The 16,002-nt window shown below is 56.2% G+C and carries 15 protein-coding genes; 8 read left to right on the forward strand and 7 right to left on the reverse strand.

The genetic code is table 11. The features are described from left to right. Positions 1-77 precede the first annotated feature (77 nt). Entirely contained in the window at positions 78-353 is a 276-nt protein-coding gene (locus tag Abin_RS02465; RefSeq protein ID WP_146867605.1) for a hypothetical protein, read from the forward strand. Positions 354-452: 99 nt separating this feature from the next. Here Abin_RS02465 and lptB read toward each other — a convergent pair whose 3' ends face one another. From lptB to Abin_RS02490, 5 genes are read right to left on the reverse strand one after another with little or no spacing between them, the layout of a single operon-like run. After that, positions 453-1,268, reverse strand: coding sequence for an LPS export ABC transporter ATP-binding protein (gene lptB / locus Abin_RS02470; protein WP_143216968.1), 816 nt, complete (start codon positions 1,266-1,268; stop codon positions 453-455). Between the two features lie 2 nt (positions 1,269-1,270). Then, entirely contained in the window at positions 1,271-2,362 is a 1,092-nt protein-coding gene (locus tag Abin_RS02475) for an LptA/OstA family protein (RefSeq protein ID WP_048844736.1), read from the reverse strand. A gap of 2 nt (positions 2,363-2,364) precedes the next feature. Beyond that, positions 2,365-3,099 (reverse strand): LPS export ABC transporter periplasmic protein LptC, encoded by a 735-nt coding sequence (lptC, locus tag Abin_RS02480; RefSeq protein WP_048844737.1) that lies wholly within the window; start codon positions 3,097-3,099, stop codon positions 2,365-2,367. Next, complete coding sequence (locus tag Abin_RS02485) at positions 3,096-4,127, reverse strand: KpsF/GutQ family sugar-phosphate isomerase (RefSeq protein WP_048844738.1); 1,032 nt, start codon at positions 4,125-4,127, stop codon at positions 3,096-3,098. The genes lptC and Abin_RS02485 overlap by 4 nt, the downstream gene beginning before the upstream one ends. A 27-nt stretch (positions 4,128-4,154) precedes the next feature. Next, the gene (locus Abin_RS02490) at positions 4,155-4,814 is read right to left on the reverse strand and encodes a ribonuclease D (RefSeq protein ID WP_048844739.1); all 660 of its coding nucleotides are present in this window, start codon (positions 4,812-4,814) and stop codon (positions 4,155-4,157) included. Positions 4,815-5,044: 230 nt separating this feature from the next. Between Abin_RS02490 and Abin_RS02495 the strand changes: the two genes are divergently transcribed. The 4 genes from Abin_RS02495 to rlmB all read left to right on the forward strand — a co-directional run bounded on the left by Abin_RS02495 (position 5,045) and on the right by rlmB (position 10,408). Next, positions 5,045-7,249, forward strand: coding sequence for a TonB-dependent siderophore receptor (locus Abin_RS02495; protein ID WP_255319238.1), 2,205 nt, complete (start codon positions 5,045-5,047; stop codon positions 7,247-7,249). Between the two features lie 283 nt (positions 7,250-7,532). Further along, positions 7,533-8,987, forward strand: coding sequence for a glycine betaine/L-proline transporter ProP (gene proP / locus Abin_RS02500; RefSeq protein WP_048844851.1), 1,455 nt, complete (start codon positions 7,533-7,535; stop codon positions 8,985-8,987). A gap of 81 nt (positions 8,988-9,068) precedes the next feature. Beyond that, positions 9,069-9,461 carry an NUDIX hydrolase gene (locus tag Abin_RS02505; RefSeq protein WP_048844852.1) on the forward strand — a complete coding sequence of 131 codons (393 nt, stop codon included), beginning with the start codon at positions 9,069-9,071 and terminating at the stop codon, positions 9,459-9,461. Between the two features lie 107 nt (positions 9,462-9,568). Then, on the forward strand, positions 9,569-10,408 hold the full coding sequence (gene rlmB / locus Abin_RS02510) for a 23S rRNA (guanosine(2251)-2'-O)-methyltransferase RlmB (protein WP_048844740.1): 840 nt from the start codon (positions 9,569-9,571) through the stop codon (positions 10,406-10,408). Here rlmB and Abin_RS02515 read toward each other — a convergent pair. Together Abin_RS02515 and Abin_RS02520 are read right to left on the reverse strand one after the other, a co-directional pair. Next, on the reverse strand, positions 10,342-11,700 hold the full coding sequence (locus Abin_RS02515; protein ID WP_048844741.1) for a purine-cytosine permease family protein: 1,359 nt from the start codon (positions 11,698-11,700) through the stop codon (positions 10,342-10,344). The genes rlmB and Abin_RS02515 overlap by 67 nt on opposite strands. Before the next feature lie 28 nt (positions 11,701-11,728). Further along, positions 11,729-12,547: an SDR family NAD(P)-dependent oxidoreductase gene (locus Abin_RS02520; RefSeq protein ID WP_048844742.1), complete on the reverse strand. Its 819-nt coding sequence runs from the start codon at positions 12,545-12,547 to the stop codon at positions 11,729-11,731. A 130-nt stretch (positions 12,548-12,677) separates the two neighbouring features. On the opposite strand from Abin_RS02520, the gene gmk reads away from it, so the two are divergent. From gmk to Abin_RS02535, 3 genes are read left to right on the forward strand one after another with little or no spacing between them, the layout of a single operon-like run. After that, on the forward strand, positions 12,678-13,331 hold the full coding sequence (gene gmk, locus Abin_RS02525) for a guanylate kinase (RefSeq protein WP_048844743.1): 654 nt from the start codon (positions 12,678-12,680) through the stop codon (positions 13,329-13,331). A gap of 5 nt (positions 13,332-13,336) precedes the next feature. Beyond that, positions 13,337-14,770 carry a D-glycero-beta-D-manno-heptose-7-phosphate kinase gene (rfaE1, locus tag Abin_RS02530; RefSeq protein WP_048844744.1) on the forward strand — a complete coding sequence of 478 codons (1,434 nt, stop codon included), beginning with the start codon at positions 13,337-13,339 and terminating at the stop codon, positions 14,768-14,770. Then, a complete protein-coding gene (locus tag Abin_RS02535) occupies positions 14,770-16,002 on the forward strand; it encodes an AGE family epimerase/isomerase (RefSeq protein ID WP_084593410.1) in 1,233 nt (410 codons plus the stop codon). The genes rfaE1 and Abin_RS02535 overlap by 1 nt, the downstream gene beginning before the upstream one ends.

Below are 16,002 nucleotides of genomic sequence, written 5' to 3' on the forward strand. Positions count from 1 at the left end.
AAAAGATGCGTTCGGGGTTGCTGTCTGCTGCGCGTGCTGCATACAGAGAGAACGACCGGCCAGACAAACAGGATATCATGCTTCTACGTTCAAGCCCGCCATCCAATATGCCCAAAATGCGCCGTAGCTGGCGGGTCAAGCTGATTATTCTGGGTGTGCTGGCCGCTGGCTACGGGGCTTTCATGTGGCACATGATGCATAGTAAGCCGCCTGTCATCATGCAACGGGTGCTTATTCCCGTCGAAGTCGTCAAGAAAAAGGAGGAGGCTGAACCCAAAGGGCCACCAGCACCGCCCATTCCGCTCATTCAGCCGCCACAGGTTGAGATTCCGGCACCGGTTATCAAACGCTAAGGATAAAGCGCAGAAGGGGCGATGGCACCTGCCAGTCGCCGTTTCTTGATCTGCGTCAAACTATCCACTTCTCCGGCAGCTTCGTGCCGGGATGAAGTTTTACAGCGAGAAACTTTCGCCCAGATACACCCGGCGCACGTCTTCATTGGCGACGATTTCTTCCGGAATACCCTGCATCAGAACCTGCCCACTATGCATGATATAGGCGCGGTCAATGACTTCCAGCGTTTCACGGACGTTGTGATCCGTAATCAGCACGCCAATGCCACGGTCTTTCAGGTGTGACACCAGATCACGGATTTCTCCCACAGCAATGGGGTCAATCCCTGCCAGAGGTTCATCCAGCAGAATGTAATTGGGCTGGCTTGCCAGAGCACGGGCAATTTCAAGGCGGCGGCGTTCACCACCAGACAAAGCGAGTGATGGAGAACGACGCAGGTGCGAAATGCCAAATTCACCCAAAAGACCATCCAGCAGCATTTCGCGCTTGTCCGGATCTTGTTCCACCACTTCCAACGCGGCCATGATGTTCTGTTCAACATTCAGTCCGCGGAAAATACTGGCTTCCTGCGGCAGGTAGCCAATACCCAATCGCGCACGCCGATACATGGGCAACTGCGTAATATCCGCACCATCCAGCGTGATTGAACCGGTATCAGGCTGAACAAGGCCCACAATCATATAGAAGCTGGTGGTTTTACCAGCGCCGTTCGGGCCAAGAAGGCCAACGGCTTCGCCCCGATGCACTTCGATGGAGACATTCTTCACCACCTCGCGCTTTTTGTACGACTTGCCAATCCCATGTGCGAACAGCCCCTGTCCGGGCTGATGCAACGGGTTGCGAGAAATAGGGTCTGGCCCGACGACCTGTTCTTCAGTGCCGTCTTCTGATGTCCAGGTAATTTCCTGAGTCATCCTTATTTCCTGTCCGAACCGTCGCCACTGTTAGGCACCACAACGCCACTCACCCGGCTGCCGGGGTGTTCGCTCATTGTAGCCAGGCCTGTATGCATGTTGATAATAGCGGCAGCCCCTTGAATCTGGTTTGCACCACGGGTGATGTGAACATTGCCCACAATGCGGGCTATGCCGGTATCTGGCACATAGACGCCGCGGTCACCCGTAACAATTTCGGTCTGCGTCCGCACCCACACATGCCCGAACGCATTGACCTTTTCCAGCTTGCCTGACCCATTGGCTAACGGGTCACCCGAAGATTGTTTGCTGGCGTCCGCGGTTTTCTGCGGTTGGGCACTGTTATCGGGTGGTGCGCTATAGCCCACCAGAACGTCTGCCCTGATCTGCCGCCCGTCATTGGTTGTAACGGTGGCGTTGCCGCGCCCGATGGAGATACGCTGCTGGGAATAATATTCCATTGAATCCCGCGCGGTCAGCAGATCCTGCGGGGTAACCAGCTTCATGGCTTTGCCGTTCATGACAAGAACAGCCTGGTCCATGTCATAGACGGCCTTATCTCCCCAAGCCTGATCAGTCTGGGTGTAGATATGAACGTGGCCGATTGCTTCCAGCCGGTAGATTTCATTAGAGCCAGAAGAGTCAGGGTCACCCCCGGCCGGAGCACTGGCATTGGGTTGTGCTGGCGGTGGCGGTGCCGCAGGCGGCGCGCTTCCGCTTTTTGCGTCGGTCGTTGCACCAGCAGGGGCGGGGGGAGCCGCATCTTTAGGGGGCGAGCCATCAGCATCAGGCGCAGGGGAGCCGTCAGGCTGTGTCTTCTTGCGGTAATAGGCAATCAGCTTGTCTGCCGTTACCGTTACATCGCCTCGCACGGCTTTGGCCTGATCATAGGCCGTGACTTTTTTCTGGTTCTGGTCCCAGTCGAAGCCGCCTGCGGCTGTCACTGTAATCTGTCCGCCATGAGACAGATCAATAGATTGCGCCTGTGCTGTCATGGCCATGCCAGACGCCATCAGAACAGTCAGCAGGGCAACGCCAGAGCATGACCCAAGCATGCGTTTGCGTGACCGAGGGGCTTTGGAAAAAAGACGCATGGTTAGGATGCTTTTCCGTCAGCGGGGTGGCTGCCGCGGTCATCGTTCAGAATAAGCCGTCCGGGGCCACGGAATTGCGCCACACCTTCATGCTGAGACACCAGATATCCTTTTGCATCAAGCACGCCAAATGGTCCTTCCGCCCGCACCCATGAATCAGAAGCGATAATACCGCGTTTGATATCAATATCGGCCACCGGGCTACGCATCATCAGGCCATCATCGCGGTACAGAGTCACTTCTCCTGTCAGATCAAGAATATCTGCATGCTGCATGTAGACGCCTTTTTCCGAACGCACCAGAATCCAGTCGCCCCCTTGTGTCAGAATATCTGCGGCGGGGTTGGTCAGGTCCATACGTTCCGGGTTGGTCTGGTGCGCGCTGTCAGATGTGACCATGAACGGGCGGTCGTGCTCATCCACCCCGCGATAGGTCGCGCCAACCAGATTACCGCTTTCAATCTTGACCTTCGAAATCTCACGAATGGCGGCGCTGTTGGCGTTAATCAGCCGGTCCACTTCGGGCCAGACAGCAATGGAGCTGAGAAGGAGCAGGGCTGTGCCCGGCAACACCCATTTTGCCCAGCGTAACAACGTGCGTCTGCGGGCAAGGCGTGCAGCATCAGGCGCAACACGACGCGGTTGGGATGGGGCCATACGTTCACGTTGTTGACGTATGGTTTCCTCGGACCGTGCAAAATCGTCTCTTTGCGGGGGTGTATTGGGGGGGGATGTCATCCCACACCAGCCCGTAGCAGGTCATGCATATGCACCGCACCCATAGGCTTTCCGGTATCATCCAGCACAAACAGGGATGTAATGGGCCGCTTACGCTCATTCATCAGACGCAGGGCATCAGCCGCAAACACGTCTGGCCCTATTGTAAGCGGGTTACGGTTCATAACGTCCTTTGCCAGCGTGGTGGTCAGATCCAGATCAAGTGCGCGGCGTAAGTCACCATCAGTGATTAGCCCCGCAAGCGCACCATTATGATCCAGAATGGCAATGCAGCCTAGGGCCTTGCATGTCATTTCCACAATCACGTCCCGCATGGGGGTGTTTTCCTGCCCGATGGGCAGGGCATCGCCCGTGCGCATCAGTTCCTGCACGGTGCGCAGCCGCATGCCCAGCCTGCCACCGGGATGAAAATGGCTGAAGTCGCTGGCTGTAAAGCCGCGTTGTTGCAATAGGGCTACGGCCAGTGCGTCCCCAAAGGCCAGCTGCATTGTGGTGCTGGTGGTGGGGGCCAGCCCCATCGGGCAGGCTTCCGGCATGGCGGGGAGGGTCAAGGCAATATCCGCGCGGGACGCCAGCGTTGACCCCGCACGACTGGTCACAGCCAACAGGGGTAGCCCGCAGCGGCGGGTGTGGGCTGCAATATCGCCCAGTTCCGTTGTTTCACCTGAATTGGAAAAGGCCAGAACAGCATCCCCCTGCTGCACCATGCCCAAATCGCCATGCGAGGCTTCGGCAGGGTGGACAAACAGGGCCGGTGTGCCGGTTGAGGCCATGGTGGCCTGAATTTTGCGGGCAATGTGCCCTGATTTGCCAATCCCTGTAATAACCAGTCGGCCTGCCAGCGCGCTTATGACGTCAACAGCGCGGGCAAATGCGCCGCCAAGTCCATGCGGGTCTAACAGGGCGTTTTCCAGCGCGTCCAGCCCGGCACGTTCAGCCTGTAGTACGGCTACGGCGTTAGCGGTCAGCGTCGCATGGTCCTTGGCTACGGCGGAGGAAACATTCTCTGTGGCGAGAAGCTCGGTCATACGCTGGGGTGTCCGGCAGTTGGCGGGTCAGGCTCGGTGAGAAAAAATATCTGGGTCTTCATACCCCAGAAGATCAAGACGGGCACGCGCAGGCAGAAAATCGAAGCAGGCCTGTGCCAGATCCCGCCGTCCTTCACGTGCCAGCAGGGTGTCCATTTTCTCCCACAGGGCATGCAGGTACAGGACATCAGACGCGGCATAGGCCAGTTGTTCGGGTTTCAGATTGGTCGCACCCCAGTCTGACGATTGCTGCTGTTTGCTCAGATCCACGCCCAGCATGTCGCGGCATAGGGCGGCCAGACCATGCCGGTCTGTAAAGGTGCGGACAAGGCGCGCGGCAATTTTGGTGCATACAACCGGGCTGACCGTAATGCCCAGCGCATGTTGAAGAATACCGACATCAAAGCGGGCAAAATGCATGATTTTGGTCAGGGCAGGGTCTGCCAGCACGGCTTTCAGGTTCGGGCAGTCATACCCTGTGCCACCCAACGCCGTGGGGATGAGCTGTACCAGATGCGCCGTTCCATCCCCCGCTGAAAGCTGCACAAGGCACAGCCGGTCACGGTGTGGTTTCAGGCCCATCGTCTCGGTATCTACCGCGACAGAGCCGGTGAAGGTGACATCATCGGGTAGATCGTTCCGGTGTAAGGTGATGGCACCGTCTGATGAGGTTCGGGACGCAGTCATGACCCGCTCCATATCTTGCTGTTCATGGAGCCAGAGCGATACAGGCGGCAGAGGGGATTGTCCATTCCGCCCCATAGCATGCCCTTTTGGGCGATTTGATGGTGGGGCTGACATGAAGGGGCAGTTTATGGTGTTTCCGCATTTTGTGATTACAAAATAGAATTGATAATCATTTTCATTTAGTGGTAGCGCAAGGCTGGTTCCTTTCCAGCTTTTATGGTGCGGCACTGATGTGCGTTCGGCGTGGTGTTTCCGTTCTGGTTACTGTCGTAATGTTGGCACCCTGCTGGGGGGCTACGACAGCCCTTGGCCGTACGGTGGCAGAGGAACGGAAAAAGCCTAAGGCAGGCAACCATCTGAACCACCACGCGGTTTCTTCTGGGGTCGGCCAGTCTTGGACGACGAAGGCTAATCAGGAGGATGTGGAAGTCTCGGCCTCACGCCATCGGTTGTTGGCCACAACATCGACCACCGCGACCAAAACATCGACCCCGATAGAAGATACACCGCAGAATCTGACGGTCATTACGCAGCAGCGGATGGCAATGCTCAATTCGCGGAGTGTTTCTGAAGCCGTGCGCTATGCGGCGGGTGTGTCCGATTATGGCTCCAAGGATGACCCTCGTGGTTACTTTGGCACCATACGCGGCTTTTCGCCCGACATTTATCTGGATGGCACCCGCACGCCAGATGCCTCGGCCTCGCAATCATTCAGTATCGAGCCTTGGGGGCTTGAGGAAATGGACGTGCTGCGGGGGGCTGCGTCATCACTGTATGGTTCCGGGCAGTTGGGCGGCATTATCAATGCCGTCAGCAAACGCCCGCGTCTGAACCAGCAGAACGAGATTACGTTTCAGACCGGGTCTTATAGCCGTGTGCAGGGGGCTGCAGATGTTGGTGGTGCATTAAACGCGGATAAAACGCTTTTATGGCGGTTTAACGGGTTAATCCGAAAATCGGACACCTATGCCAAGAACATCAAAAATAATGAAATTTACGTGGCTCCATCCTTCCGGTGGCGGCCAGATGACACAACGGATTTCACCGTATTGGCCAGTTACGAACAACTGGATGCTGGCTCAACCGCGCAGTTTCTATCTGCGGCTGGCACGCTTTATCGTACCCGTTATGGGTCTATTGCGCGTAATTTCCTGAATAGTGATGCTGATTATGACGTTTATTCAAAGCGGCAGGTGGCCATAGGCTATAACTTTACAAAGCGGCTTTTACCCAACTGGACCATTACCCAGAACATGCGTTACGCACACCTTGATCTGGATTATCGGTATGTTACCGCCGTGGCGTTACTGGCAGATCAACGCACGCTGACACGGCAGGCGCTTTTGCAATCGGCCAACTATAACAATGTCACGCTTGATACCCGGTCAGACCTGAAGCTGAAAACCGGATCTGTCAGGCAGGAGATTTTGATAGGCGTCGATTTCAGAAGCGACTTCCTTGCCAACCGGCGTGGGCAGCGTACCGCCCCTTCGCTTGACCTGTATAATCCGGTTTACCGCGCTATTCCGTGGCCAACCTATGGCACCCGGACCAATACCAATGAGACAGAAACCCAGACTGGTGTTTATGGTCAGGATCAGATCACTTGGCATGACTTCTACCTTACCCTTTCAAGCCGTGGTGATTTTACCCAAAGTCTGACAGTTGATAATTTGGCGCGTAGTAAAACACCCCAGAATAATAATGCTTTTACCGGTCGTGTGGCGCTGCTTTACAAATCGGTTATCGGACTTTCGCCTTATGTTGCATATTCGACCTCGTTCCAGCCGCAGGTGGGTACAACGCGCCTGAATACCGCGTTTGTTCCCACGCGCGGAAAGCAGATTGAAGCAGGGTTGAAATACAAACCTGTCGGGAATGCCCCGTGGGGGAAAGACTTTCTTCTGACAGCAGATTTCTTCAATCTTGTCGAAACCAATGTTCTGACAACAGACCCAGCCGATTCAACATATGACATCCAGACAGGGGAGCAACGGACCAGAGGATTCGAATTTGAAGGGGTAGGGCGTTTACCGTTCAAGATCGATTTTCTGGCATCCTATACCTATCAGGACCCGCGCATTACCCGATCAACCGTTGCCAATCAGGTTGGGCAGAGGCCTGTTGCCGTCCCATCGCATATGGCATCTTTTTTCCTGAAACGTGACTTTGCCCTGACGCGCACTATTGTGGCAGGGCTGGGTGGTGGTTTGCGCTACACCGGGAACACAGCGGGCGCATTGCCAGCAACGTTTTTAGTACCCAGCCAACTGGTGGGCGACCTTCAGGCTCATATTGATTACAAACGTATGGGGGTGCAGTTTAACGGCACCAATATAACAGATCGCAAATATGTAGCGGTCTGTACCCGGTCCGTCGCCTGTGCATGGGCACCGGGGCGGTCTGTGTATGTAACACTTTCCTATAAATGGTAAGGTTTTCTAATAATGTTTTATGTTTTGAGTGTATATTTAAAGTAAATGAAATTATAAAACGTAAACGAAAAGATATTTTTTTAATGTTGTGGGGGTTGGTTAAGAAAAAGAATAAGGCTTTCTTTTTTTATAAACTTCTGTCACATAAGCGCGTTATCTTCGACACTTGAAACAGGAAAGTTGTCGGCCTTTCTGACTATCAGAAGGGACATTGGCGCTGGGCAAGTTCTTTGCCAAAGCTGGTCTTGTCAGCACAGTGCCGCATTTTGGAGGAAAAACCCCGATGCAGGATTCTGGAACGGCGCATGCCCATTTTGGGTGGTTCAAGCGCCGCAGACAGATGAACCCCGATGATATTACGGTAGTCGATGCCGAAATGCTGAAACGGGCCGTTGGTGCTGCCGCCTTAGGCAACGCCATGGAATGGTTCGATTTTGGCGTGTACGGCTATATTGCTGTGACATTGGGGCGGGTGTTTTTCCCGTCCGATGATCCATCAGCCCAGCTTCTGGCAACATTCGCTGCTTTTACGGTCGCGTTTCTGGTGCGGCCAATTGGTGGCATGGTGTTCGGGCCATTGGGTGACAGATACGGACGTCAGAAAGTTCTGGCCTTCACCATGGTCATGATGGCGGCCGGTACGTTCGCCATTGGTCTGATCCCCTCTTATCAAAGCATCGGGCTGTGGGCCCCGGCTTTGTTGCTGGTTGCCCGTATGGTGCAAGGTTTTTCCACGGGTGGGGAATATGGGGGTGCCGCGACCTTCATTGCAGAATACTCCACTGACCGCAGGCGCGGCCTGATGGGAAGCTGGCTGGAGTTCGGAACTCTTGCCGGTTACGTTGTGGGTGCGGGGACTGTCACGGCCCTGCAACTTCTGCTGACTGACAGCCAGTTGCTGAACTGGGGCTGGCGTATTCCTTTTCTGGTGGCCGGCCCACTGGGTTTGCTTGGGCTGTATATGCGTATGAAGCTGGAAGAAACGCCAGCTTTTCAGGCCTATGCGGAAGAAGCCGAAAAACGCGAGAACGAAAAGCCCGGATGGTCAGAACTATTCCGTGTTCACTGGCGGCAGTTACTGAAATGTATTGGTCTGGTGCTTGTGTTTAACGTCACCTACTACATGGTGCTGACCTACATGCCCAGTTATCTGAGCGTGACGCTTGGGTACCCGGAAAGCAAAGGCCTGTTGCTGATTATTATTGTCATGCTGATCATGATGCCGCTGAATATTGTTGGTGGTATTTTCAGCGACAAATTGGGCCGTCGTCCCATGATCATCGGGGCGTGTCTGGCTATTTTGCTACTGTCTGTTCCGTCGCTTCTGTTGGTGCAGAGTAATAATGATAGCCTTATTTTCCTGGGGCTGATGCTTCTGGGGCTGTCTTTGGTGTGTTTTACCAGTTCAATGCCAGCAACATTGCCCGCCCTGTTTTATACCCCCGTGCGTTACACTGCTTTGTCCATGGCTTTTAATATTTCGGTATCCCTGTTTGGTGGCACGACACCGTTGTTAACGGCGTGGCTTGTGCGTTCAACCGGCGATATGATGGTACCGGCTTATTACCTTATGGGCGCTGCTGTTGTCGGTATTCTGACCATGCTGACCGTGCGTGAAACAGCCCGCATGCCATTGCGAGGCTCTCCTCCCGCAGTGGCAAATGAGGCTGAAGTCACAGCCCTGTTGAAAGGTGACAAACCTATTACTGTTGACACAGCGTTGCCGCCCATCCCTTAAAAAAGGATCTTTAGGTCTTTGATCATCGGTTCTGAAAAAGTCTTGTCTTTTATAGGGTGATGGCGGGTGAATGACAGCAATATGCCGCGCGTCGGGTGTGGCGCGGCCATTATACGCGACGGCAAAATCGTGTTGGTAAAACGCAGGCGTAACCCGGAGGCAGACCACTGGGGCCTGCCGGGCGGTAAGGTCGATCCGTTTGAAACAGTCCCAGCCGCTGTGGCGCGTGAAATCCGGGAGGAACTGGGGCTGATTATTACGCCCCGTCAGGTGCTGTGTGTGGTTGACCAGATTGACCGGGCGCAGAAGCAACATTGGGTTGCTCCGGTTTATCTGGTGGAAAATTGTCAGGGTGACCCTGTAGTGCAGGAACCAGATGCATTGGCTGCTGTGAAATGGTTTGCGCTGGATCATTTGCCCGAACCACTGACCCAAGCCACTCTTCAGGCCTTACGTGCCCTAAGGGCGCGGTGAAAACGAACAAACACAGCCCATTCTGCCCTGCCCACCATAAAGGGATGGCGGCCTGACCGGAACATGCGGTAGGGGAGGGGAAAGAGTAAGAGAGATCAAAGGTTCTAATGCGTAATCCCCGTTCCGGGCGTCCGTCCCGTCATCAGCGTGCCCAGTCCTCTGGCGGTCGGGAAGGTGGGGGTGCGCCTGCCGGAAGCTGCTGGCTGTTTGGTACACATGCCGTTGCCGCCGCGCTGACAAATCCCCGTCGTGTTTTCCAGCGCCTGCTGGTGACGGAGGGCGAACATCCGGCCATACTGGCCGCGCACGAAGCTGGTGCAACAGTTCGGGTTGAGCCTGAAATCGTGCAGCGCGCCAAGCTGGACGAACTGTTGGGTGATGAAGCAGTGCATCAGGGCGTTGCCGCCTTGGTCAAACTGCTGCCCAACCTGTCTTTGGAAGACGCACTTGAAAGACCCGGCCCGGTGCTGGTGCTTGATCAGGTTACAGACCCACGCAATGTCGGGGCTATTCTGCGCTCGGCCGCTGCATTTGGCGCAGCCTGTCTGGTGGTGCAGGACCGTAATGCGCCCGAGGAAACCGCGGTTCTGGCCAAAGCGGCTTCTGGCGCGTTGGAGACTGTGCCCATGGTGCGCGAAGTTAATCTGTCACGCGCCATTGAAGCGTTGCAGAAAGCTGGCTGCTGGACAGTGGGGCTGGATGCTGGTGGTGGCCTTCTGGACGGCCCATCTTTTGAAAACCGTCGTGTGGCACTGGTTCTGGGGGCGGAGGGCAAGGGCCTGCGCCGCTTAACGCGTGAAAGCTGCGACGAAATTGCCGGGCTTTACATGCCCGGTGAGATGGAAAGCCTGAATGTGTCCGTAGCGGCCGCAGTGGGCCTTTACGAATTGGCCCGTGTGCGCATGCCCAGCACATACCAGCCAGCCGCGACAAAAAAGCCCACGTAATAGCCAATGTCGGCCCCATTCAGCCACTGGGCTATGGGGCCGGTATAAAGTGTGCTGCTTGAAAACAGCAGAATGGTCAGCACGGATGTAACGGCAAAAATGGTAGCGCCATATGTCCATCCGGGTGGCACGGCATGAACCTTACGGTTTCCGAAATACCAGTCAGCCAGCACAATGCCGATCCATGGGGCTATCCAGTACATGGTTACCATCAGATAGTCCGTATACAGGCTAGTGTAGCGGCCAGCCCCGGCAACGGCCAGAACGTAACCCAGCAGTGCTGTCAGAATGGCGGCTGCCACACGCGGCACGTATAATCCCGCCGAAATTAGGCTGTAGCTGGCCGTATTATCATTAAACGAATTGCCGGTAATGGATGACAGCGCAATCGCCCCCAGCGCCACAGCCCCCAGCGGCCCCATGGCATGTTGAAGGGACGCTATGACAGCAGTGGGTGATGGGTCAGCCACGCTGCCCGCTGTCAGCAGGCCGAGAATCTGAAACGGGATGGCAGACCCCAGCAGTCCGGCCAATGCCAGCGATACAACTTTTGTGGGGTTGGAAGAGGCCGGAAGATACCGCGTGTAGTCAGATGAATAAGATGCCCAAGACAGGTTAAAGCTGACCAATACGCCCGTTGCCAGCAGAAAGGTCTGCCATGTGACGGGGTGATGCGCCGTAATCGGGGCTGTGCCTTCTAACGCCAGTGTCACGCCCATCAGGGTAAACGTAACCAGCAGCAACGCCCCCAGATACTTCTGCAAAAGCTGCACAACATGATGCCCATAAATCGATGCGACCATCTGTGCCCCTGCCAGTACGCCCAGCGCCAGCCAGAATGGAGCTGAAATGCCGCCCAGAAGCAGCAGCGCCATAAGAGCCGTGGCAGCTGGGACGTTGTTTACGGCGTCCCACCCCACGCAATAAATCCAGTTTAGAAAAGCCGGCGGGCGAATCCCTTTCTGGCCCAGGGCACGACGTGATGCTTCCATTTGCGTCAAGCCCATGGCTGGCCCGATGGCGGCGGCCAGAGCCACAGGCAGGGCCCCAATAATATTGCCCAGAACAATCGCCAGAACACCGGTTTTGAAATCCAGCCCCATGCTGGTCAGCAATGCGCCTGTTACCCATCCACCGGGACCAAGGTTGGGCGAAAAATGGCTCCAGAACACGCGGTCCATTTTCATGGTCTTCAGGGCCGCGGGTACGGGTTCTCGCACCGATGCGGCGGAGAGTTCTTCCATCAGACCGCCAGCGGAAGGGGGAGGGGCAGAGGCGGGCTGGTGGTTCATGCCGGGCGGTGTCCTCAGGCTTGGGGGGTCATGACAGGTCTGGTTCAGGCATGCTGCCCGCAGATCCGGTTGGCTGACGAATATAATAGGCTTCTGCCAGCCTGATAGGCAGAAGGTCCATAAATCTGGACCCGGCTGCAAGCCATAATGGAAAAACAATACGCCGTTCATTCCGGCGCAGCCCCCGTAGAATACGACGGCTGGCGTTTTCAACGTCTGTCAGTCCGGGCATGGGAAAGCGGTTGCGGGCCGTCATGGGCGTGTTCAGAAAACCGCACACAACTGAGGAAAGCAGAATACCCGCCTGTCGCATGTTACCCCCTGTTGCCACCATAAACCGGTCAACCGCCGCTTTGGCCGCCCCATAAGATGGGGTGCCGGGGTAGGACACAAGACCGGCAACCGAGGATATGGCGCAGATTCGCCCCCGCATGCCATCTGCGCCACGCGGTTGGTGTTGCATCACGTTAAGCGCTGGCAGGACGGTGTTCAGCACCCCATCAAGGTTGGTGGCGAAAAAGCGCCGTATCTGCTCGTCGGGTTCGTATGGTGCGCTATCCGGTTTGGTTGGTTTACGGGTGCCGCCGGTAATCCCGGCACAGGCCAGCACCAGATCAAGCGGGCCGAGAGTTTGTATCCATTCTTCCATTCCGCTTTGGTCGGTAACGTCACACAGCCTGATCCGCACCCCGGCCCCGCGAGAAATACAGGCGCGGGCTGTCTCCAGCAGGCGGGTTTCGTTGCGGCCACCCAGATGCAGCATGCGTCCGGGCCGTGCCAGAGTAAGAGCCAGCGAGCGCCCAAGGCCGGAGGACGCGCCGGTTATCAGAACGGTATCGTGTTTCATGGTCGCCCTCTTAACGCGAGACTGTTAGAAGGGCTGCATGCCTCCCGACAGATCGGGCATGCGCATTGACCAAAACGGTGCTTTGCCATGACATGCGCGGAGGCGTCACAGAGTGGAGTTGGATTGCGGCATGGTGCAGGGCAGAACGTCTGAAGCAGGAACTGGGGTGAAACGGCGCGGAGTCTGTTTTGTTATTTCAGCACCCTCAGGGGCTGGAAAATCAACCATTGCCAACGCCTTACGGGCCTCTGAACCACGGCTGCGGCACTCGGTTTCCGTGACGACCCGCCAGCCCCGTCCTGGTGAGAAAGAGGGGGTTCACTACCATTTCCGCACGATGGAACAGTTTGAGGAAATGGCCGCAACAGGCCAGCTTCTGGAATGGGCCATCGTGTTCGGGCGTGGCTATGGTACGCCGCGTGCACCGGTAGAAGAAGCGCTGGCTGCCGGGCATGACATGGTCTTTGATATTGACTGGCAGGGCCACCAGCAGGTGCGCAAGGCGCTGCCGGATGATGTTGTCAGCCTGTTTGTATTGCCGCCTTCTCTGGAAGAACTGGAACGTCGGCTTCATTCCCGTGCGTCTGACCACGCGGACGAAATTGCAAAACGGATGGCCGCCGCGCGTGATGAGATTTCACATTGGCAGGAATTCGATCATGTTGTGGTCAACACGGAACTGGACCGCGCCATTTTTGAAGCGCGTGCCATTTTAACAGCCGGACGTCTGAAAACCCGCCGTCAGACCGGCCTAGCAGACTTTGTCGGGACTTTTGGAGCCTGAATTTTATGGATTTTTCATCCGTTTCCATTCTGTGCCTGGGCGATGTGATGCTGGACCGTTTTCTGTACGGCAGCATGGAACGCATTTCCCCTGAAGCGCCGGTTCCTGTTCTGCTGCTGGATAAGCGGCGTGAAATGGCGGGTGGCGCAGGGAATGTGGCCAGTAACATCACGGCGTTGGGCGGGAAGGCCGTTCTGGTGGGGCTGGTCGGGAACGATGAAGCAGGGGGCCTGCTGCGCAGTGCTCTTGCAGGTCAGCAGAACGTGGTTGATGCAACCGTGAAAACCACCGTTCGGCCCACCATCTGCAAAACACGTTTTATTGCTGTGCATCAGCAGGTTGTGCGGGCGGATGAAGAAAGCCGCCTGCCTCTGCAACCAGCCGAAGCGGCAGATCTGTGTGCAGAAATTGAAGCCCGGATAACCGGCGTGCAGGCTGTTGTTGTTTCAGACTACGGGAAGGGCGTCTGTAGCCCGCAAGTGCTTGACCACGTTTTCCGTGCAGCAAAGGCACAGGGTATTCCTGTTTTTGTTGACCCGAAATCAGCCGATTACCGGCTGTATTGTGGGGCGACCTGCATTACCCCTAACGCCAAAGAACTGGCGGCAGCGTCTGGCCTGCCTGTTGAAACAGAAGCCATGGTGGAGGCCGCGGCCCGTAAGGTGATGGCCGATGCTGAAGCGGATGCCATTCTGGCAACCCGGTCAGAAAAAGGTATGATGCTGGTGCAGCGGGATGGGGCTGTTGTGTCAATTCCCACCCGTGCGCGTGAGGTATTCGACGTATCGGGCGCGGGTGATACCGTGATTGCCACCATGGCGCTGGCTGTAGGGGCGGGTCTGGCATTTGAACAGGCCATGTGCGTTGCCAACGCTGCCGCAGGTGTGGTGGTGGGCAAATTGGGAACAGCCACCGCAGATATTCAGGAAGTCCTGCACGAACTTGATGAACAGTCCGGCCCTGATGAAGCGCCCCATCTTCTGCCGCTGGCCGCAGCACGCGCACAGGTACAGCGCTGGCAGGCCCGTGGGCTAAAAGTTGGTTTTACCAACGGCTGTTTTGACATTCTTCATCCCGGACACGTCAGCCTGCTGGCAGAAGCACGGGCCGCGTGTGACCGTCTGGTTGTCGCTTTGAATACCGACGCAAGTATCAGCCGCCTGAAAGGCCCCGAACGCCCCGTCAACACGCTTGATTCACGTGCCCGTGTTATGGCCGCCGTGCGGTATGTGGATGCGGTGGTGGCATTTGAAGAAGATACGCCGCTTGAAACCATTCAGACGTTGATGCCCGATGTGTTGATAAAAGGCGCAGATTATAAACCGGAAAATGTTGTGGGGGCCGATATTGTCATGGCGGCAGGCGGCAGGCTTGTGCTGGCCAATCTGGCAGAGGGTCACTCCACAACCTCTACTATTGGCCGGATACGGCGCGTCTGATGCCTACCTATAACAAACCGGAAACCATCACAGCCCGATCCGCAGGCGCATCGCAATCGGCACATCCATTACGCGTGGTGCATGCCCAGTTTCGTGACTGGCTGTTTGATAGTGCATTACCCTTCTGGGCCACGACTGGCTGTGATGGAACAGCGCAGACCCCAGCCTTTCTTGGCGCGCAGGAATGTCTGACCGTAACGGGTGTGTCAGCCCATGCGGCATTCAAGCGGGTACGGGTGCAGGCCCGACAGTTGTTTGTCTTTTCCTGGGCGGCCTTGCGCGGATGGCCCACCGGGCGGTCGCGCGCTGATGGAATTTACGCTTTTCTGCTGAAGGCGCATGAAGGATCTGGGCGTTGGTCACGGAGCCTGACGCCAGATGGAAAAATGCTGGACACAACAGCAGATTTGTATGATCTGGCGTTTGTCGTGTTCGCACTGGCCTGGTACGGCAGGTTGGATGCATCTGGTCAGGCGGTCTGTTTGGCACGAGAAACCGTGCAGTGGGTGCAGGCCAATATGGCAGCGACAGGTGGCGGGTTTTACAACACGCTGCCGCAGCAGGCAGAACCCCGGCAGCAGAACCCCCATATGCATCTGCTTGAAGCTGTGTTGGCATTGTATGACACAACGCAGGATCAAGCTGATTTAGTCCTTGCGCATGACCTGTATCAGCTTTTCAGCACACAGTTTCAGGACGCCCAAACCGGGACCCTTGGCGAATTTTTTACGCAAAATTGGCAACCGTCAGAAGGCGATCAAGGAAACTGGCTGGAGCCGGGCCATCATTTTGAATGGGTCTGGCTTCTGAAGGACTACACGCGGCTAAGTGGCGTGGACACATCGGCACAAGCAAACCGCCTGTATGATTTTGCACTCCGCTACGGCGTCAATCAGCAAACTGCATTGGTGTATGACGCGGTAGGGCGTGATGGTTCGCTGCTGAAAGCATCTTCGCGTCTGTGGGTTCAGGGGGAAGCCGTGCGCGGTGTGCTGACGCAAAACCCACGCGATACAGATGGTTTGGCGGCCCGCATGGCAACCAATTTGTTGACCCGTTATTTTGCCGGTTGCCCAGCCGGAACATGGCTAGACCAGCTCGATGAAGCAGGAGAGCCAAAAGTCGATAAAATTCCCACAAGTTCTCTGTATCATATCACCACAGCCTATGACGCGCTGGATAAGGCAGTAAATAGCCTGCCACATGAAGACCTGTTAGAACCAACGACGTGA

The sequence above is a fragment of the Acetobacter indonesiensis genome (genome assembly GCF_000963945.1).
Classification (GTDB): domain Bacteria; phylum Pseudomonadota; class Alphaproteobacteria; order Acetobacterales; family Acetobacteraceae; genus Acetobacter; species Acetobacter indonesiensis.